The sequence below is a fragment of the Emticicia aquatilis genome (genome assembly GCF_014644295.1).
Lineage (GTDB): Bacteria > Bacteroidota > Bacteroidia > Cytophagales > Spirosomataceae > Emticicia > Emticicia aquatilis.
This window is the reverse complement of sequence record NZ_BMKK01000005.1, coordinates 66,939-85,260: the sequence shown is the minus strand read 5'-3', so window position 1 is coordinate 85,260 and position 18,322 is coordinate 66,939. Positions and strand designations below refer to the sequence as shown.

Below are 18,322 nucleotides of genomic sequence, written 5' to 3'. Positions count from 1 at the left end.
CTGAAAAAAACATAATCAATATTTTACTTTAAAGTAAAATTTCTATATTTGTATTATGAAATTTGAAATTGTTGAACTTGATGAATTTTCAGGCAAAAAAGCAAGTGTTTATTCTATTTGGATAGATAGCATGGAAAAAACGCTTTTTGACCAATTTGTAGAGGAAAATGAAAATTCATATACTAATGAACTTGGCTCAATTACTGATAGATTAGAATTAATTGGTAATATGACAGGAGCAAGAGAGCAATTTTTTAAACCAAATGAAGGTACACTTGGTGATGGAATTTGTGCTTTATATGACTCTCCTGATAAAAAGCTACGTCTTTATTGTATCAGATATGGCTCAACTTGCATAATATTAGGAGGTGGTGGAATAAAAAATGTTAGAGCTTTACAAGATGATGAAAAGTTAAAGACAGAGAACTATTTACTCAGATATATTTCTAAAAAGATAACAGAAGCATTAAAGGACAGAGAATTGTGGTGGTCTGATGATGGTAAAAAATTAGAAGGTAATATGATTTTTGAAGATTAATTAATGTTTAATATGAATATTAATTAATAAAACACATACATAAATCGCACCATTCAGGAATTGAAACAAAGTAAAACTATGGAAAATCAAGCACGAAAATATAAAAGTCCAGTAGTATCAAATTTTATAGCACGTAGAAGCTCTAATGATTTTGATAAAACTAAAAGAAATATGCTGATAGCGGTATTAATTGATGATGCACTTAAAGCTAAGGGCTGGAGTAAAAAGCAATTAGCAGTAGTTATGCACAAAAACCCATCAGAAGTAACAAAGTGGCTATCAGGTACTCACAATTTTACTTTAGAAACCCTTTATTTAATTGAATCATATTTAGGTGTAAAATTATTTGTAGTACCTTCAAATGATTTAGAAAGTGTGTAATACCAAAGAATTTTATTTTTATCACTATACGTTATGGGAATGAAATTTCGTTAACAATAATAATCTAAAGTTCATTTTCAAACATAAATAACTCTTTAACATCAATTTGAAGAGCTTTTGCTATGACATAAACTGTGGAGATTGTCGTATTTACTTCTCCTCTTTCAATATTACCTATTTGATTTTTTGATAAATTAGCCCGATAATAAAGTTCTTCTTGGCTAAGACCCTGTTGTTCTCTTAGCCTTTTAAGATTTAACCCAAATCTTATTAGTAGCTCTTTATTTCGTACATTATTCACAGCCCAAAAGTGGGCTTAATTTTTACCCTAATCCACCCAATATATTGGGTATTTTATTTTTTCTTTTATTGTTATTAATAATAGTTATAAGAAACAAAAGTTGAATTAATCCACAAATACCATTATCACAAATACATATAACTAATTTAATTATTACACTCTCAAACTGATATTAAAATGAAAAAAATTGCAATAGCATTGATAATGTTTTTCACTTTAGATGAAGCATTTTCACAATCAAGTTATCTTTCTAAAACAGTCAAAGGCTCAGATTATATTGAACCTTATGATAGAAATGCTGTATATGGTAGAGATAGAAATAATGTGTATCAAGCATTAGCTGAAAGACAGAGACAATTTGATAAAAACGTACAAACAATACGTGATAATATTAATTATTGTTCAAATGAAGCCAATAAACTAACTAATAACAATGATGCTGATATTCAAGCAATAGGTGTTAAGATGGGAGCATCAATAACTTATTTGATAAATGATTTGAATAGTAACCCAAGAGATTACAGCAACTCAAACATATTTAACAATGTAATTGACAGATTGAATAATATTATTAATACTGCCAATAAAGAATTAAAACAGCTTAATTAAATGTAGAAGAGATATTTAAGTGCAATAATTATTTTTAATCCTTCTACTACAAAGGTATTATTATGCCCTTATAAGACGAAAACTAAATGTTTTTTTAATAACTTTTAAAAAATAGAAATGAATAAATTATTGTTTTTCATAGTATTTAGTATAAAATGTTTTGGTCAATCAGATTTTCAAGACTTCAAGAAAGATGTAGTTCCTTCTTATGATAACATTAATACTACTCGAACTGATAAGTTCATAAAAGTTACTCTTTCAAATAATAATCAATATAATAAAAAGAATGTCTATTTGTTTGATAAACAAAGTGAGAAATTATTAGCTATATTTTTTGAAAAGCTAAATATTATAGAGGCTGATAACCTATTCATAAAATTAACGCCTAATATGAATAGAAAAGCAACAAAATTTGGTGAAACTATCACTTATAATGATGGTTCTAAAACAATTTCAGAATATATGGAAGATGATAAAAGTTTTACTGTTATGATAAAATTTCACATAAAACAATGACTAAACTCTATCAGAGCTTTACATTGACAGGGAATAAGTCTCAATCAAATAATAAGATAAGACAACGAAAGTGTTCAAATAGCTAAAATAAGAACAGATATTATTCAATAATATTTATGGAAAATGATGATAAAAAAAATGATGGGTCGGGCTGTTTATTTATTGCTGTAATTGCATTTCTTATAATATCGGGTTTATTTTCAATAAGAATGATATTTAAAGGAAAAGATTATCCCGAAGAATCACTTGATGATGATTTGGGTACTGTTAGATTATATTTTTTGGGATTAGTAATAGCTTTAATTGTTTACTTGTACAGAAATTATATAAAAAAGAAGCCATAAAACTTTACTAAGAAGAATAGAAATTAACAACCTTTTGGATTAATATAAGGATTCTGACAGAGTAAATTTCTAAAATTATACTCAGTTTCTATTATAAAATATAACCGAAATCAATTAGTACAGTAGCACTACAATCTGAAAAAAAAGATATGTGCTATTGTACCAATAACTAATCTCACAATGGATAAAATCATAAAATTAGCCTTATCTATATTACTTCTCCTTTGTTTATTTAAAATGCCTTATGGATTTTATCAATTTGTAAGATTCTTAGCATTAATAGGATTTGGATATTTAGCATTTGATTCTAACCAACAAAAGAAAGATATAGAAACTATTATTTATATAGTATTAGCTATTCTATTTCAGCCATTGATAAAAATATCACTTGGAAGAACTCTTTGGAATACTATTGATTTAATAGTAGGAATTGGATTAATATTAAACATTTTTGGTGTATTTACTATTAAAAATAAATAATTTATTATGATATTGTAGTATTGTAATCTGAAAAAAGAAGATTTTACAATGATGTATTTTGCTATATGTATTATATAGTTACTATGTTTTGTATAGCGAAAATTTTCTTTTTTCAGATTGATTTTTTATAGATATGGCTTTACTGCTTTTGTAATTAGAAATTAAAGTACATTAACCAAAAAACTATACTCTTATACAGTTAAAGTTATTGAATTGTAAACTTAGGAGGTCATTTCAATCCACTAATTCTAACATAATTCGTAAATTTTTAAATTCTTGTCTATCAAGTATATCAATCTCATTATTGGTTGCGAGCTTTATACTATCTCTGCATTTTTTTATCCTTGAAATCATTGGAGAGATAACACTGTTTCCATGTTGAATAAATTTATATAAGTCACTTGTTGAAGATGGTAGTTTATAACCTGCACTGTTACTGGTAATTAGTACGCCACTATCTCTTAGTTTAGCAATAATTTTGGTTCTAAAATAGTGTTCATTAAGTGGTTCTTTTCTTCCTATTTGCAAATGATTGATAATTTCTTTAGTTGAAATATATTTTTTGTAGTCATATACACGGAAATAGAGCATTAAAACTTTTAAGCAAGCAATTTGGTCTGAATCTTCTTGGCTAATAACTTTTTTTGTATCTATAAATTCCATTGCTTTTCTTAATCCAAAATCTGCAATAACTTTATGATAATCTCTTTCATTTTCATCAATGTTGATTTGAGAAGATTGAAATTTGAGTGGAAATATATCTAAACTTGCTATTTTTGGTTTTAAAACTTCAAGAAATTGACTACTAAATTCTGACTTTTTAGACTCATCGTAGTATCTTCCTAATGTACCTGCAATAAAATCAGCTAACTGTATTAAAACACTTTGGGGGCTTTGTATAAAATTAAAATCAGATTCAGTAAATAAATCCATTACATGATGTTTGAGGATATATTTCTTAAAACCCCTCATAAAATCATTTGAACCATGTTCATCTACCATTAGATGCAAATCAGGATAGGCTCTGAATAATTCAGTATAAGCTAATCTATTTAGGAACTTATAAAATGACCCTTTATATTTAAAGCCTTCACTGAATAGCTCTCTTTTATCTACCACAATGGCATAAATTGAAAAATCTACTTTGCTAATTTCATTAAGTACCTTTAGTCTACGCTGATGATTATCCCCAACTTTAGAAGATTTCATTTCACCAGTTTGGAAATATTTTTTTCTAATTTGTTCAATTTCATTTTCTATTTTAGACACATTCTCTTTTTTTATTATGATAGCTGCAATAATAAAATGTGTACTTTGTTTCTCAAAATCAAAAGAATTATTTCCTGACTCATCTGCATACGCAAGTAAATTTTTCATTTTATATGTTAATTATAGTAGCAAAAAAGGATTAATATAATGGAAGAGGCTGACTATCGTAAATTTCTAATATCAAAAATGAAAAAAAAAAGTCTTATATGCAATTAATGTGAATCTCAAATTAATCACTCAATTATGTTATTCAGTTAAATTATAAACAAAACTGTACAGGATTAAAAAATGTCACTTTTTAACATATACATACATGTATATGTTAATATTAGCCCCCTCCCCCCTATACGAATATTTTTTTCTATCCCCCCCACTAATTTATAACAGTATCTATTCACAAAGAATAAAGTATTTTATCATTGATTTTAAAAAAGTAGTATCATATATTTAGTTCTAAGCTACCTTATTATATATACTTTGAAAATTGGTTAGTATAGGTATGAATATGTAGTAAAGTAGTAAATCTACAATAACCTTTAAGGTTCTATTTATCAACAAACTCATTTATGTAATCGAGGGATATAACATTAGTTATGTCCCTTTTTTTATTAATATCTAAACCTTAATCAATATGCAATTACAAGTAGCAAAACGACAAAATGTTAAGATTAAAATTGGTTTACAAGCTGGTTCAGGTTCAGGTAAATCAATGTCTGCTTTATTATTAGCTTATGGTATGACTAATGACTGGTCTAAAATAGCCATCATTGATACTGAAAATCATAGTGCTGAATTATACTCACATTTAGGTTCTTACAATGTTTTGAATATTGAAGAACCATTTTCACCTGAAAAGTATGAAGAAGCTATAAACGTCTGTTTAAAGGCTCAAATGGAGGTTATTATTATAGATTCTATCTCTCACGAATGGGACTATATTTTAGAGCAGCATGGAGCATTAGCAGGTAATTCATATACCAACTGGTCAAAATTTACACCTCGACACAATCAGTTTATTAATACCATTCTACAAGCTAATGCTCATGTTATTTGTACTATTCGTACTAAACAAGATTATGTATTACAAGAAAAGAATGGTAAACAAATTCCTGAGAAAGTAGGATTAAAACCTATTCAACGTGAAGGCATAGATTATGAATTTACATTAGTATTTGATATTGATTGTAAACATAATGCTACTGCCAGTAAAGACCGTACAGGTTTATTTATGAATAAATCTGACTTTAAACTAAATGCTGAAATAGGTCAACAAATAGTACAATGGTGTAAACAACCAAATTCTTCTTTTTCAGATGACAATAATGATAATATCTTATTACTGATAAAATCTTGTGTTACAATGGACGAGTTAAGAGAATTGTATTTAAGCTCTACACCTGAAATACAAAACGATTATAAACAAGCATTTAATCAAAAGAAATACCTACTACAATTAACAGTTAATCACTCATTATCAAAATAATACTACAATGGAGCTTCAAACATTATTTAAACCACAACCAACACTTGTATTAGATAATTATCAAGTGTCAACCGATAACGTATTTATCCAAGCTAATACAGAACCAATGAGTATGTATGATGTCGAACATAATCATTTAATACCTGTCTATGTGAAAGACAATGAGCCAGTAATATCCCATCAAGATTTTATTAATTCTACCTTAGAAGTAGTAAATCATGTGTATAAGAATGAACAGATATTACATCCTGCTATTAGAGTATCACATCCAATAAAAGGACGTACACCTGAAGCTAAAGATAAACCTGCAAAAGATTTATTAGAACATGAAAAGACTATCTATTATGAAAGAATGGCTTTTGTAATAGAAATACCTACAATTAGAGATAATGTTAATGGTAATACATTAAATCTAACTATTGGAGGTGTTAAGTCATATAGTCTTGATAATCTATACAGTAAAAAAGGAGGTGATGAACATTTTAAAGTATTCATTGGCTTTCAGAACAAAGTATGCTGTAATCTTTGTGTATGGTCAGACGGATTTGTAGGTAATTTAAAAGCTAATAATGTAAATCAGTTAATGCAACAGATTTACAAACTTATTACTAATTACAGAGCCGAGCAACAATTATTAGCATTACAGAATTTAATGAACTACTCATTGACAGAGCATCAGTTTGCTACATTGATTGGTAAATCTAAGTTGTATAATTATCTACCAGTAAAAGAAAAGAAAGAATTACCACTATTATCATTTGGAGATTCACAAATCAACATGGTAGCACGAGATTACTATCAAGATAAGTCATTTTGTAGAAATGATGATGGTAGCATTAGTTTATGGAATACTTATAATCTATTCACTGGTGCTAATAAACAATCATACATTGATACTTTTCTTGATAGGGGGGTAAATGCCTTTGATTTTACTAATAGTGTAGTACAAGCACTTGAAAGTAAACAGGGTAATTGGTTTTTGAATTGAAATAATAAGGAGTTAGGAAAATATCTTAACTCCTTATTTAGTAGCTACAATGGGGGTTATGCTGTATTTTGTTGCCCACTTCTTTTGAGACAGTTTTACCCTTGATTACAAAACTCCTGAAAATGAATGTGGAAATTATTGAATTGTAACTAAGGTTTTTAATCATTTAGCAAATTGTCATTTTTTGAAAGACTTCTAACAACCTCTCTAAAGCTGTTTAATACACTTTCTAAACTATCTACAATTTCTTGTGCTAATATTTCTGGCTCTGGAAGGCTATCTAAATCAACTAAGCTATTATCTTTTAACCAAGTAATATCAAAATTAGTTTTATCCCTTGCTATTAGTTCTGAATATGAATATTTACGAAATCTTCCATTTATATTCTTTTCACTCCATGTTTCAGCAGTTTGTTCTCTATCTTTAGAATGATAACATTTTACAAATGGCTCTAAATGTTTAAATTGTAAAGAGTGTTTTTTTAATGTATGATGTACATTTGTCCTGTAATCATAAAACCAAATTGCATCAGTTAATGCCCGTTTTATTGTTTTTTGCTTCTCTAAGAATAAAACATTACATTTTACACCATTAGCATAAAAAATTCCAGTTGGGAGTCTTAAAATAGTGTGTAAATTAGTCTCTTCTAATAATTTCTTTCTAATAATTTCTCCCGCACCGCCTTCAAATAAAACATTATCAGGCAGTACAATAGCAGCACGTCCATCAGAATCTAACATATTTATTATATGTTGCACAAAACAAAGTTGTTTATTACTCGTTGTTGTCCAAAAATCATCTCTGTATATGTATGCCTCTTGTTTAGCTAACTTTTCATCATTTGTAATTGTATAAGTACTACTTTTTCCAAATGGAGGATTAGCAAGAACTATTTTAACTTTTTCTTTAGGAGGTTCTATTAAACTGTCAATAACATCAATTTCAGGGCTCTCTTTTAAGTCTCCAATCCCATGTAAAAACAAATTCATTAAGCATAGTCGTGCAGTTGATGGAACAATATCCCAACCATGAAAAGTTTTAAACTGCAAAAACTCTTTATTTTGTTTTATTGATAATTCTTCTTGGTAGTTTTTATTCAAATATTCAATAGCTCCAAGAAAAAATCCTCCTGTACCACAAGTAGGGTCAGAAATTGTTTCTAATGGTTTAGGGTCTATACACTCAACAATTGCTTTAATAATCGAACGAGGTGTAAAGTATTGGCCTGCACCACTACTTTCAGCACTTTTTTGAAGAAGATTTTCATAAATATCTCCTTTTATATCGACAGATTCTGAAACCCAATTATCCTCATCTAAGAGTTCAATTAGTTTTTTTAGTTTGTATGGGTCGTGAATTTTATTTTGAGCACCAGTAAAAATTTTGCTCAACATTTTACCTGATTTTGATAAAGCATTCAAAGCATTTACATAATCTAAAGTTAATCCATCTAAAGGATGATTTAGAAAATATTGCCAATCACAATTTTGGGGTATATTAAAGTTTCTATTAAATGGTGGCTTTGAGTATTCATCAGCCATTTTAAGAAATAATAGGTATGTTATTTGTTCCAAATAATCACCATAACTTACTCCATCATCCCTTAATGTATCACAAAATGACCATATTTTTGCTACTAAAGTATTTTTTATCATGCACACATCATATTTATTTGATTGAATAACACATCATTAAATGAAATTTCTAAATATTTAAAGTATGAATATTTTAAATGATATTCCGTATGTAAACTATCATTCGGATTAAACATTTCTTTATAACTTGATAAATACTCTATAAGCTCGACTTGATTTGCAAAATTGATATTTGCTATTTTTAGTGAGTGGGTAAATTCTTGAAGCCATTTATAATGTTTTAAATATAAAGAGAAACAGTATCTTTTCTTTACAGAATAAATTTCATTCCATGTTTGATTAAAGTTATTAGTAGGATGTATATTAACAAGCCATTTCCCATCCATATTGTTACTATCGGTATTTGGAATTATACTACCAGTTAAATCTATTTCAATATGTTGATTTTGAAATTTACTATTGAAAAGATATGGATATAAGAAAACTCTCCTAATATTATTTTTATAAAATACATCTTTATCGCTTTTGAATTTTTGATTGCACTCAGAACAAGATGGTGCAAGGTTTTTCAGGTTTATAGAAGATATAGGATATTTTGCTTTATTAGCTATGTGGTCATAGTCCGCCTTAAATAACGTTTGATTTGAAATTTCATTTAAGCCACAAAATGGACACATTTTTGAATTAGGAAGTTTGTTATAAAATTCTTCATAATGTTTATCTATTTCCCAAGCTGTTGACTTTAAATATTTCCATAAGGAATCCATCAAATTTTTAAATGAATCAGATTTTAAAATCTTTTTAATGTTTTCAATTTTTAATGACTTAACTTCATTAATACTATTGTCTTCAAAATATAGATGAATATCGTTTGAAAAGACAACTAAATTATAAAATTCATTTTTAGAGTCTTGTTTTAATTTTTTAAAATCATTAAAAAATAAATTAAATTTTGAATGAATTTCTTTATTAAATGTGCCTTTAGGAGCAATTTGCCCCGATTGATTAAGAAAACTTTGGTGAAAGTAAATTTTAGGAGTAAAAGGCGTACTTTTTTTTATGCCTTTTATCTTTCTGATAAAATAAAGGAAATGGAAGTTAAGCTCTCTTAACTTTCTATGCTTAACAAATTCATATTTATACAGCATTGCTATTCCTTTTTAGAATTTAACAAAATTATTCTACTTAATAGTTTGATTTTTTCCATTGATTCTCCAAAATCATGGAGTTTATCATTTATTATGCTGGGGTCATTCTCTTTATTTAATTTATTAATCTCATTTAGTGAATCTTCTGAAATTGGAATTTTTATATCAAAAGCCATGTCTAAAATGTTATCAAATGATGCCCCAAAGGTCTCTTTTTGAGGGTTTTCAATATCTATAACATTATTTTCTTTTTTAAAAATATAAACATTTTCTTTTTTACAATCTGAAACAACAAATGGAGAGTGTGTAGTTATTATCATATCTTGTTTACGCCCCTCAGTAATGTCTTTTAGTGTACTAATAAACGTTCTTCTCCATTTTGGATTAAAATGTGTCTCAGGTTCATCTAAGAGAAATAAACAGTTATCTTGATTTATCATTAATAATGTTCCAAAAACATTTAAAAATTGATGCTCTCCATCACTTAAACTAAGGTAGTCAACTTTATTTTCATTTTTAAGTTTTAGTTTTAATTCAGAATAACATAAAACCTTATTTATGTCAGAGACCATTGGCATTTTTGTTAATAGTCGTCTTTGCTTTCTCTCTTTTTTAATTTTTTCTTTAGTGGTTTTATCAACTATTAAATTATTCAACAATTCAAATTTATAAAGACATGTATATAATTCAAAAGCGTTGGCAAAGTTAGCTTTAAAAGCCATTCTTGTAATATCGTCAAGATTGTATTTTAGAATATATTTCTTATGTTTTTCCTCATAAAATGGTTTATCAGCGAGCTTTATCAATCTATTTTTCCATTCTTCTAATTCTGGTGTTAGTATTACTCCCCCTTGCTGTTTGTTTGGGGTATCAGGTGGAAATGTTTGAATTGTTATTTGGAAACTAATTAAATCCTCTATCTGTAATATTGATAAAATTTTATCAATATTAGGAATATCTTCTCTAAAAATTAAGCTACTTATTGCAATTCCTAAATTTGTATTATAATTCATAAAATACATATTTGGGTCATAGTCATCTCCTATAACTTTTCCAAAGGCTCTATTATAAGTATATTCTGCATATTCATCATAATAAGAGTCGAAAGGAAGACTTATTGTTTCATTAGCACCTGAACTATAACCTATGATTTTGCTTGGCAGAAACTCATAAATATTTAAACCAATTATGTCAATTGCAGAAAAGTCCTCATTATCTTTTTTGTAAATTTCAATTTGAATATCTTTTTCTTTTGTTTTAATTTCTTCACAATCAAAAATCATCAAATATTCAATATTTTCTTTTGTGATTTCGTATTCGATTCTAAATCCAAATGGAGAAAATAAATTATTCTTTTTGTTTTCCTTCCTAAATACATTTTCCAAAAACAAAAAGATTTCAGCTATAATTTCAAGAGTTTGTGATTTACCAGAACCATTTATTCCAATAAAACAGTTTGCATTAATATAATTTTCGTCACTTTTAGGAAAGAACAATTCAATGCCTTTTATTAAAGGTTTGTAATCAATATCATATATGACTAATTTTCTTAATTTCATTTTAACCTAAATTTTATTGATTTTGATTTTTCATCATACATTTTTGACAATATATTTTCACTCATTAATAAATCAAACTCTTTTTCAAATTCACTATTTGTTGTAATAGCTTTATCTACTAATTCGTGAAAACTAAAACTTTTGGACATGAAATTTTTTTTAATAATATGTACTAAAGATTCTGATTCTACCTTTTTGAATTTGGGACGACTCTTATTTATCTCGTGTTGTTGAACTAAATATTCTGTTTTTTCTGTATTTATTTCGTCTAACAAAATTTTAACTGATGTATCTGTATTTAGGCGAGATGATAAGTTCCCTTGAAAAGCATCTTTGAGGATTTTTTTAATTAAATTGTCATTTGAATGTATTTTTGATGCTATTTCTTCAATTAACGTGTTAATATTAGAAAATCCTTCTTCAATTTTAGTAACAATATCTAACTGTGTGTTAAGATTTGTTGGTATCTTAATTTTCAATTTTTTTAAATCCCTCAAAACAATACGTTTAATTGCAACCCCCCTTTTTGAGTTTAAGGCTTGATTAAGGAATAAATCAGATTTTAGATAATAAAATAAATATTGTGGTAAAATTTTATTTTGATTAGGTGTTAGAATGGCTAAAGAAGATAATACAACAAAATCAGATTTGTAATCATTAATAACAACTTTACCAACTGTTCCATCCTTAGAAAATAATAAATCATTAAACTTAGGACTACATCCGCTAATTTTTAATTTCAGAAATGATTCTTCACTAATTTTTTTACAATTTTCAAAATCTATTCTATCATTTTTTACATCCTTAACTGTAATATAGGGAAATCCTTCTAAAGTTGTTTCAGGTGAAAAGTGAGAACCATCTGTAATGTTTTCACATAAGTCCTCTAATTTTCTAATATCAAAATAGGTGTTAACATTTGAGAAAGAGTTATTCAACAAAGCTCTAAGTAAAAGATTTGCTTTAGTTTTTGCTTCATTGAGTTCTGCTGTTATTTTGTCTAATTCACTAAATAACTCTTCAATTCTTTCAACAATTCTGTTTTGCTCTTCAATTGGGGCAAGAGGGAATGAGAAATCATTTAATACTTTTTGACTAATGTTAGGTTGTGCACTACCTTCTCGTTTATTTAATAACTCTTCTTTTGAGTTTATTAAGTAATAATATAAATATTTGGGGTTTATTCTAAATGGCTTAATAGATGCAATAGCTTGATTGGTAGCGGCATCAATACCCAAAAAAGCCATTCTTCCAACAGTATTACCATACAAGGCAATTAATAATGAACCTTTAGTAAAAACTTTAGCACTTGAAGAATCTAATGCCTCTTGTGTTATATACTCATCTGTTTGAACAATTGTGTTATAGTTAAGTTCGCCTGATTTAACCCAAGGAATATCTCCTTTAAAATAACTTGCATTGTTCCTATCAGGAGTACCACCACTACTTGTTATAGCAATATCTTTAATAGTAACCCATTCCCAAGTATTAGGTATATTTTTTGTCTTTTTCAAGTTTAGATTTGAGTTATTTTTAATCGTAAATTTAGGTTTCTACAATAACTTATACAATGCTTCTATATGTAAATCATGGCTTCTGTATGATGAAAATTAATTGTTACTTATTTATCATACATTTCTGTTAACGTTATAGGATAGATTATACTCGTAAATAATAAGTTAAAAGGTAAATAATTACAATTAAACTACTTTCTAAAAGTATGTGTAAATTAATATATTTGTTTGATTTGATAGTGTTTTACTAATATTTTAAATGTAATTAATTTTTTCTACAACTTTAAAAAAAAATTTCTACAATTCTTCTACAATTCTTCTACAAAAAATAACAAAACAAAAATAAAGAACCTAAAAAGAAAAAGAGTGTAAATTGCTGATAATCAACATTTTACACTCTTTTTTTTTGTTTTTTTCTGCCTTTATTTTGCAGGATTTGTACCGAGGACGGGAATCGAACCCGTACGAGTTTAAAAGCTCACAGGATTTTAAGTCCTGCGTGTCTACCAGTTCCACCACCTCGGCGAACAAGTTTGACCTTATTCTTGAAAAAAAAAGCACCGATGAGGTGCTTGATATTTTCGAGCGAAAGACGAGTCTCGAACTCGCGACCTTAACCTTGGCAAGGTTACGCTCTACCAACTGAGCTACTTTCGCATTACATTTTTGATTTTGACTTGGTGTCTCTGTCTTAATGTGGTGCAAAGGTACAGCGAGATTTCTTACTTGTCAAGTGTTTGAAACAAAAAAGTTGTAAAATTTTTATTATTTTTTTGTAAATATCTGATTATAAGATGCTTCGCACGCTGAAAAATTTTGAAAAAATTTTATCGGAATTGTCATGTACATTCTCAATGGCTGGAATTTATTATATTTAGTCGTGCCGCCTGGATTCCAATTGGACATTAATTTTATCACTCTCATCGCTTCGGCATCGCAAGTTTTATTGATTCCTTTCATTATTTCGTAGTTACTTGTACTTCCATCTTTTTCTACAACAAATTTGATGAAAACGGTATTCTTGTTTTTTTCGGTCGGAATTTCAGAAACTGGTACACTAACGTTCGCACAAATGAACGAGTAAAGTGCTTGGTAGCCTTGTGGATAGCTTGGTGCGACATCAGTGGTTGTATAAATCAGCGTATCAGCGGTGCTTTTTTGAGCCGTATTTACCAACGAGCAGCAAAAAAGGGCAATGAAGTATATTTTTTTCATGTTTTTGTGAGTTTAAGTTTTTAACATCTGTACTTTTGCAAAAATAATAGGAAAATTTAGTTTTAAAAATATTTAGCTAATTATCTAAATATGATATTTGGAAGTCTTTTGATAAGATTCTTTAAAATTGTAATTCAATAAATGGATAGAACAATAGCTTTTGATAAATCGCCCGATGGATTGATTCCTGCGATTATCCAAGATTCGATTACGGGCAAAGTGCTTATGCTTGGCTACATGAATGCCGAAGCGTATGAGAAAACAATAACCGATAAAATTGTAACTTTTTTTAGCCGCAGTAAGCAAAGACTTTGGACTAAAGGAGAGACATCAAACAATTTTCTGCACGTAAAAAATGTATTGGTCGATTGTGATGGCGATACGATTTTGATTTATGCTTCGCCAGATGGACCAACTTGCCATACGGGTGATGATACTTGTTTTCAGGAAGTTAATGATGGAAAAGTATTGTTTATCAATCGTTTACGAGCTGTAATCAAAGACCGTAAATTGAATCCATCGGATAAATCTTACACGACGGAGTTATTCAAGAAAGGTGTAAATAAAGTTGCTCAGAAAGTTGGTGAAGAGGCCGTTGAGTTGGTAATAGAAGCTAAAGACGATAATAAAGAATTGTTTTTGGGCGAAGCTGCCGATTTGTTTTATCACTATTTGGTGTTATTGGAACAAAAGAATTATACCTTCGATGAGGTGCTTGATGTGCTAATTAAGCGTCACAAATAATTTTGATTGATAGAATTAGCGAATGATAGAATTTTATGATTTGAGAAAATTTTTGATGAAATGATAATACTTCATTAACTTTATATTCAATCATTCTAACATTCACTCACTCAATAGTAGATTTTATGATAAATTACTTGATTCGTTTGGCGTGTTGTGCCGCTGCGGTTTATTTCATGCCCCAATTTTTGAATGCAATCAGAGTTGATACCATCACAACGGCTTTGATTGTTGCGTTGGTAATGAGTTTTCTGAATACATTCGTCAAACCGATACTCAAACTACTTTCTTTGCCGATTACAATTCTTACCCTCGGGCTGTTTTCGTTGGTTATCAACGTAGTTATTGTTTATCTGTGTGATTATTTGGTTGATGGCTTCAAAGTAAGTGGTTTTATTCAACCATTGATTTTTGGTTTTATTCTTTCAATCGTGAATAGTGTGGTGGGTACTTTCCAAGACTAATGATTGCTAAATAGTAAAAAGTCCATTGTCGAAGATAATTTCTCTGACAATGGACTTTTTGTTGTTATGATAGCCAGCCAGCGATTGAAATCACTGACTAAGGGAACAATGGAATTTATTTTAGTAGAAACGATTAAAATCATTTCGGGTTACAAACTCTCTAAGGTTGCCTTCACAGCGTCGAAATTTGGTAAATCACCTGCACTTTCTAATACTTCGGCGTATTTGATAACACCTTCTGCATCAATTACAAAAGCCGAACGTTTGGCTACACCGTGCATTCCGAAAACGAAAGTATCGTAGTATGCTCCGTAAGCCTGTGCAGTTTCTTTGTTGAAGTCTGATAATAAATTGAAAGGAAGATTTTGCTCTGCTTTGAATTTACCCAAAGTAAAGATAGAGTCAACCGAGATACCTAAGATTTCGGCGTTTAAGCCCGAATAAGTTGCTATATCGTCACGCATTTGGCAAAGTTCTGCCGTACATACGCCTGTAAATGCCAAAGGGAAAAATAAAACTACTACGTTTTTACCACGATAATCAGCCAAGTTAATTTCTGCTTTATCGGTGTTGAATAATTTGAAATCGGGTGCTTGGTCGCCTACTTTTAATGCCATGATTAGAATTTATTTTGGTTAAAATTATTTTGATAACTAAGAAATTGAATAGAAAGTTTGACAAAGTTTTAAAAAATATGAATCATAAACGCTCAAATTTATAACCTTTCTTCTTGAAATCTTTGATTAGTTCGCCGAGTTGGTCATAAAATTTTTCTTTTCGTCGAGGGTCAGTTCCTAAATGAACCAACAATATAAACCCATTTAATCCATCTTGACTTGTCTGCTCATATTTTATAATATCACTCATAATCGTCTGATTATTAGCGTATTTATTGCCCATTTCGGGGTAAGTATAGTCTCGGTTTGAACCTGTTCCAGCCGTAAAATTGATTAGTTTAAGTCCAAAAGCATTTGTCCAGTTGGCGATTGTTTCGTTGTACCATTCAAAAGGAGGCATAAAATAAGAAGCTTTGTGCTGGCTAATACCAAAGGTACTCATGGCAGCATAATTGGCTTTTAAATCATCTTCAAATTGTTGCTTGCTTACGAGCAGAGAATCTCGCTTTGTCCAATCATTATAGAGCAAATGTTTGTCCGAATGCCCTCCCAAATAATGTCCATCATTGATTAGTTTCGTAATCAGCAATTTACACTCAGGATTTCGGTAAAAATCTCCTGTAAAAAAGAAAGAGGCCTTGATTTTTTCATTGTTTAATGTTTGTTGAATTTTCTCGCCTCCTTCATAAAAATTATGCCCCGTAAATACCAAACGAATCGTTTTAGTTTTTGTATCGAATCGTGTGATTGCTCCCTTGCTGATGGTCAGATTGGTGGGAGTGGGTAAAGGCTTTTTGGTCTCTAAACTCGACAGATAATAAGTCAGTGCAGCCGTTCCGTCCATTGTTGGTTCATTGGTCGAATAATCGCCAAAATCATCGTGATAAACAGCCATATTTGATTGAAAACTCACATATTCATCGGGGAAACGCAAAGCTACGTATTTTAAGCCTTTGAAAATGGAGTTTCTGACGGGGCCATCGACCAATCCTCCATCAATCGGGTATTGTTTCAAGTAAGTAAATGCCGAGTGTGGGTCTTCTGGAAAATCACCCGTTTTGGGTAAACCTACAATCATGCTTGTTCCCCACGGATTACAGCCAAAAAGCCAATCTCGGAGCGAAGCCTCCATTTCGTCGAAACCTTTACCTCCAATTTTTCGGTATAAATTTAGTTGGGTAAGAGTGGCAGTTACTAAGTTATTAGAACACCAAATAAAAGGAATTCCATTCAAAAATGGGTTCTTTTTGGCCCGAGCTTCAATGGCACTTAGGCCTTTTTGATAGTAAGTGATAAAAGCTTTATTATCAGTTAGTTGGCTTGCTGTTTGATAATGACCCGCATTCATAAACGGGTACCATTGATAGTGGCGAGCAGTATCGTTTATCATCCAAGGCGTAACGGTTTCCTCCTTACTAAAGCTGACTGCATCTTTCAGATAAGTTTTGTTGGCTGTAAGTTTAGAAAGCTCGGCAGCGGCTAATTCCATATCATCAGTCCAATTGTCTTCTTCATAAAAATAGGGAGCTCGACAAGGAGCAGTTTGGCAAGCCCCTGGATTTTTCTTACCCCAATCGTAGGCTTCTAATGCTTTGGTTTTTAATGTTTTTGAAAGTGTCGGATAAAATTTCTGCAAAACGTCTGCTCCTAAGGCAAAGGTCGAAGCATATTTCCCTGCGGTTGAGGCAATGCCCGTTGCTCTACTTTTGTGCTGAAATGCTCCCTGTGGTTTGCCTGTGCAAAAATATACTGGTCGCATTTTGCCTTTTCCGTAGGAGGTAGGGTCATTGTTGGGTAGTCTTAGGCCTTGGTGGTCACGGTCGTCGGCAATTTGGTTATACATTTCGCCATAAGCAGGGTTCATTTTTACAAGCCAATCAATACCCCATTTTATTTCGTCGATTATATCAGGAATACCATTCTTGCCTTCTAAACCACGAGCATCGTATAGGTCTTTGAAGGCCGCAGGATTGCTTTTATAGGCCAAAAGCATTTGATAAACGGCATTGGCGGTTGTGGTGGTGTATTGCAGATAATCAGAAGCATCATGCCAACCTCCTTTTACGTCGATGAAAGTTGAATCTTTTCTGGGGTCGGGATGATAAACCCTAAAACCATCGTGAATGTGACAAGAATCTTTTAAAAATGGATTATAGCCACATCGTTGTTGACGCATATATTTCAATAAAAAATCGGCACTTCCTGCATATACATCTTCTGAAATTTTGAATTTAGGCGATTGACTATCAGTAGTTTGTATATAATAAATGCCGTTTTTTTGGAGAGTGGAAAAATCTAAGCGATAAGTAGCTGCAAAATTACCAAATTGTCCACTTGGCCTTACTTTGGTCGAACGCAAAACTATTTTCTCACTCAAAGCATCACGGATTTCGAAAGATTGGATTGGGCTTTTTGGGTTGCTCATTACTACGGCCACTTTTATCGAGTTGGGTAAATATCCCAACTGATTGACCCGAATGTAACTTTGAGCAGTTCCGAGAAGTGTGAAGGTTAGAATAAAGAATAGTGTATTGATGAATTTCATAGTGAAATGTAT

The 18,322-nt window shown here is 30.0% G+C and carries 19 protein-coding genes and 2 tRNA genes; 10 read left to right on the top strand and 11 right to left on the bottom strand.

Annotation, left to right across the window (positions count from 1 at the left end; translation table 11 throughout):
- The first annotated feature begins 55 nt into the window (after positions 1-55).
- Both IEX65_RS13035 and IEX65_RS13030 read left to right on the top strand, forming a co-directional pair.
- Entirely contained in the window at positions 56-538 is a 483-nt protein-coding gene (locus IEX65_RS13035) for a KH domain-containing protein (RefSeq protein ID WP_188766519.1), read from the top strand.
- A 78-nt stretch (positions 539-616) separates the two neighbouring features.
- Positions 617-919: a helix-turn-helix domain-containing protein gene (locus IEX65_RS13030; RefSeq protein ID WP_188766518.1), complete on the top strand. Its 303-nt coding sequence runs from the start codon at positions 617-619 to the stop codon at positions 917-919.
- Between the two features lie 64 nt (positions 920-983).
- Here IEX65_RS13030 and IEX65_RS13025 read toward each other — a convergent pair whose 3' ends face one another.
- Positions 984-1,220 (bottom strand): helix-turn-helix domain-containing protein, encoded by a 237-nt coding sequence (locus IEX65_RS13025; protein ID WP_188766517.1) that lies wholly within the window; start codon positions 1,218-1,220, stop codon positions 984-986.
- A gap of 177 nt (positions 1,221-1,397) precedes the next feature.
- Here IEX65_RS13025 and IEX65_RS13020 point away from each other — a divergent pair, with 177 nt between their 5' ends.
- From IEX65_RS13020 to IEX65_RS13005, 4 genes are all read left to right on the top strand, one after another.
- Complete coding sequence (locus tag IEX65_RS13020) at positions 1,398-1,829, top strand: spectrin repeat-containing protein (RefSeq protein WP_188766516.1); 432 nt, start codon at positions 1,398-1,400, stop codon at positions 1,827-1,829.
- A gap of 117 nt (positions 1,830-1,946) precedes the next feature.
- Positions 1,947-2,345 (top strand): hypothetical protein, encoded by a 399-nt coding sequence (locus IEX65_RS13015; RefSeq protein WP_188766515.1) that lies wholly within the window; start codon positions 1,947-1,949, stop codon positions 2,343-2,345.
- A 116-nt stretch (positions 2,346-2,461) separates the two neighbouring features.
- Complete coding sequence (locus IEX65_RS13010; protein WP_188766514.1) at positions 2,462-2,689, top strand: hypothetical protein; 228 nt, start codon at positions 2,462-2,464, stop codon at positions 2,687-2,689.
- A 180-nt stretch (positions 2,690-2,869) separates the two neighbouring features.
- Positions 2,870-3,169 carry a DUF6804 family protein gene (locus tag IEX65_RS13005; protein ID WP_188766513.1) on the top strand — a complete coding sequence of 100 codons (300 nt, stop codon included), beginning with the start codon at positions 2,870-2,872 and terminating at the stop codon, positions 3,167-3,169.
- Between the two features lie 234 nt (positions 3,170-3,403).
- Here IEX65_RS13005 and IEX65_RS13000 read toward each other — a convergent pair whose 3' ends face one another.
- Entirely contained in the window at positions 3,404-4,546 is a 1,143-nt protein-coding gene (locus IEX65_RS13000; RefSeq protein ID WP_188766512.1) for a DUF3800 domain-containing protein, read from the bottom strand.
- Between the two features lie 523 nt (positions 4,547-5,069).
- Here IEX65_RS13000 and IEX65_RS12995 point away from each other — a divergent pair.
- Positions 5,070-5,921, top strand: a complete 852-nt coding sequence (locus IEX65_RS12995; RefSeq protein WP_188766511.1) for an AAA family ATPase — start codon at positions 5,070-5,072, stop codon at positions 5,919-5,921.
- Between the two features lie 7 nt (positions 5,922-5,928).
- A complete protein-coding gene (locus IEX65_RS12990) occupies positions 5,929-6,909 on the top strand; it encodes a DUF3871 family protein (protein ID WP_188766510.1) in 981 nt (326 codons plus the stop codon).
- Positions 6,910-7,067: 158 nt separating this feature from the next.
- On the opposite strand, the gene IEX65_RS12985 is transcribed toward IEX65_RS12990, so the two are convergent.
- The 7 genes from IEX65_RS12985 to IEX65_RS12955 all read right to left on the bottom strand — a co-directional run bounded on the left by IEX65_RS12985 (position 7,068) and on the right by IEX65_RS12955 (position 13,940).
- Positions 7,068-8,564 carry a type I restriction-modification system subunit M gene (locus tag IEX65_RS12985; protein WP_188766509.1) on the bottom strand — a complete coding sequence of 499 codons (1,497 nt, stop codon included), beginning with the start codon at positions 8,562-8,564 and terminating at the stop codon, positions 7,068-7,070.
- A complete protein-coding gene (locus IEX65_RS12980) occupies positions 8,561-9,652 on the bottom strand; it encodes an HNH endonuclease (RefSeq protein WP_188766508.1) in 1,092 nt (363 codons plus the stop codon). Before IEX65_RS12980 ends, IEX65_RS12985 begins: the two co-directional genes overlap by 4 nt.
- A gap of 2 nt (positions 9,653-9,654) precedes the next feature.
- Positions 9,655-11,211, bottom strand: coding sequence for a restriction system-associated AAA family ATPase (locus tag IEX65_RS12975; protein WP_188766507.1), 1,557 nt, complete (start codon positions 11,209-11,211; stop codon positions 9,655-9,657).
- Positions 11,208-12,725, bottom strand: coding sequence for a restriction endonuclease subunit S (locus IEX65_RS12970; protein WP_188766506.1), 1,518 nt, complete (start codon positions 12,723-12,725; stop codon positions 11,208-11,210). The genes IEX65_RS12975 and IEX65_RS12970 overlap by 4 nt, the downstream gene beginning before the upstream one ends.
- Before the next feature lie 439 nt (positions 12,726-13,164).
- Positions 13,165-13,250 (bottom strand) — tRNA-Leu (locus IEX65_RS12965).
- A 59-nt stretch (positions 13,251-13,309) separates the two neighbouring features.
- Positions 13,310-13,382, bottom strand: a tRNA-Gly gene (locus IEX65_RS12960).
- A 108-nt stretch (positions 13,383-13,490) separates the two neighbouring features.
- Positions 13,491-13,940: an energy transducer TonB gene (locus tag IEX65_RS12955; protein WP_188766505.1), complete on the bottom strand. Its 450-nt coding sequence runs from the start codon at positions 13,938-13,940 to the stop codon at positions 13,491-13,493.
- A gap of 141 nt (positions 13,941-14,081) precedes the next feature.
- On the opposite strand from IEX65_RS12955, the gene hisIE reads away from it, so the two are divergent.
- Both hisIE and IEX65_RS12945 read left to right on the top strand, forming a co-directional pair.
- Positions 14,082-14,684: a bifunctional phosphoribosyl-AMP cyclohydrolase/phosphoribosyl-ATP diphosphatase HisIE gene (gene hisIE / locus IEX65_RS12950; RefSeq protein WP_188766504.1), complete on the top strand. Its 603-nt coding sequence runs from the start codon at positions 14,082-14,084 to the stop codon at positions 14,682-14,684.
- A gap of 125 nt (positions 14,685-14,809) precedes the next feature.
- Complete coding sequence (locus tag IEX65_RS12945) at positions 14,810-15,148, top strand: phage holin family protein (RefSeq protein ID WP_188766503.1); 339 nt, start codon at positions 14,810-14,812, stop codon at positions 15,146-15,148.
- 149 nt (positions 15,149-15,297) lie between these two features.
- On the opposite strand, the gene IEX65_RS12940 is transcribed toward IEX65_RS12945, so the two are convergent.
- Together IEX65_RS12940 and IEX65_RS12935 are read right to left on the bottom strand one after the other, a co-directional pair.
- On the bottom strand, positions 15,298-15,765 hold the full coding sequence (locus IEX65_RS12940) for a redoxin domain-containing protein (protein WP_188766502.1): 468 nt from the start codon (positions 15,763-15,765) through the stop codon (positions 15,298-15,300).
- A gap of 82 nt (positions 15,766-15,847) precedes the next feature.
- Positions 15,848-18,310 (bottom strand): bifunctional glycoside hydrolase family 9 protein/polysaccharide deacetylase, encoded by a 2,463-nt coding sequence (locus IEX65_RS12935; protein ID WP_188766501.1) that lies wholly within the window; start codon positions 18,308-18,310, stop codon positions 15,848-15,850.
- Positions 18,311-18,322: the final 12 nt, after the last annotated feature.

Excerpts from the sequence above, each read along its gene's own strand:
- IEX65_RS13035 (WP_188766519.1), top strand. The coding sequence starts at position 56 with ATGAAATTTGAAATTGTTGAACTTGATGAATTTTCAGGCAAAAAAGCA.
- IEX65_RS13030 (WP_188766518.1), top strand. The coding sequence starts at position 617 with ATGGAAAATCAAGCACGAAAATATAAAAGTCCAGTAGTATCAAATTTT.
- IEX65_RS13020 (WP_188766516.1), top strand. The coding sequence starts at position 1,398 with ATGAAAAAAATTGCAATAGCATTGATAATGTTTTTCACTTTAGATGAA.
- IEX65_RS13015 (WP_188766515.1), top strand. The coding sequence starts at position 1,947 with ATGAATAAATTATTGTTTTTCATAGTATTTAGTATAAAATGTTTTGGT.
- IEX65_RS13010 (WP_188766514.1), top strand. The coding sequence starts at position 2,462 with ATGGAAAATGATGATAAAAAAAATGATGGGTCGGGCTGTTTATTTATT.
- IEX65_RS13005 (WP_188766513.1), top strand. The coding sequence starts at position 2,870 with ATGGATAAAATCATAAAATTAGCCTTATCTATATTACTTCTCCTTTGT.
- IEX65_RS13000 (WP_188766512.1), bottom strand. The coding sequence starts at position 4,546 with ATGAAAAATTTACTTGCGTATGCAGATGAGTCAGGAAATAATTCTTTT.
- IEX65_RS12995 (WP_188766511.1), top strand. The coding sequence starts at position 5,070 with ATGCAATTACAAGTAGCAAAACGACAAAATGTTAAGATTAAAATTGGT.
- IEX65_RS12990 (WP_188766510.1), top strand. The coding sequence starts at position 5,929 with ATGGAGCTTCAAACATTATTTAAACCACAACCAACACTTGTATTAGAT.
- IEX65_RS12985 (WP_188766509.1), bottom strand. The coding sequence starts at position 8,564 with ATGATAAAAAATACTTTAGTAGCAAAAATATGGTCATTTTGTGATACA.
- IEX65_RS12980 (WP_188766508.1), bottom strand. The coding sequence starts at position 9,652 with ATGCTGTATAAATATGAATTTGTTAAGCATAGAAAGTTAAGAGAGCTT.
- IEX65_RS12975 (WP_188766507.1), bottom strand. The coding sequence starts at position 11,211 with ATGAAATTAAGAAAATTAGTCATATATGATATTGATTACAAACCTTTA.
- IEX65_RS12955 (WP_188766505.1), bottom strand. The coding sequence starts at position 13,940 with ATGAAAAAAATATACTTCATTGCCCTTTTTTGCTGCTCGTTGGTAAAT.
- hisIE (WP_188766504.1), top strand. The coding sequence starts at position 14,082 with ATGGATAGAACAATAGCTTTTGATAAATCGCCCGATGGATTGATTCCT.
- IEX65_RS12945 (WP_188766503.1), top strand. The coding sequence starts at position 14,810 with ATGATAAATTACTTGATTCGTTTGGCGTGTTGTGCCGCTGCGGTTTAT.
- IEX65_RS12940 (WP_188766502.1), bottom strand. The coding sequence starts at position 15,765 with ATGGCATTAAAAGTAGGCGACCAAGCACCCGATTTCAAATTATTCAAC.
- IEX65_RS12935 (WP_188766501.1), bottom strand. The coding sequence starts at position 18,310 with ATGAAATTCATCAATACACTATTCTTTATTCTAACCTTCACACTTCTC.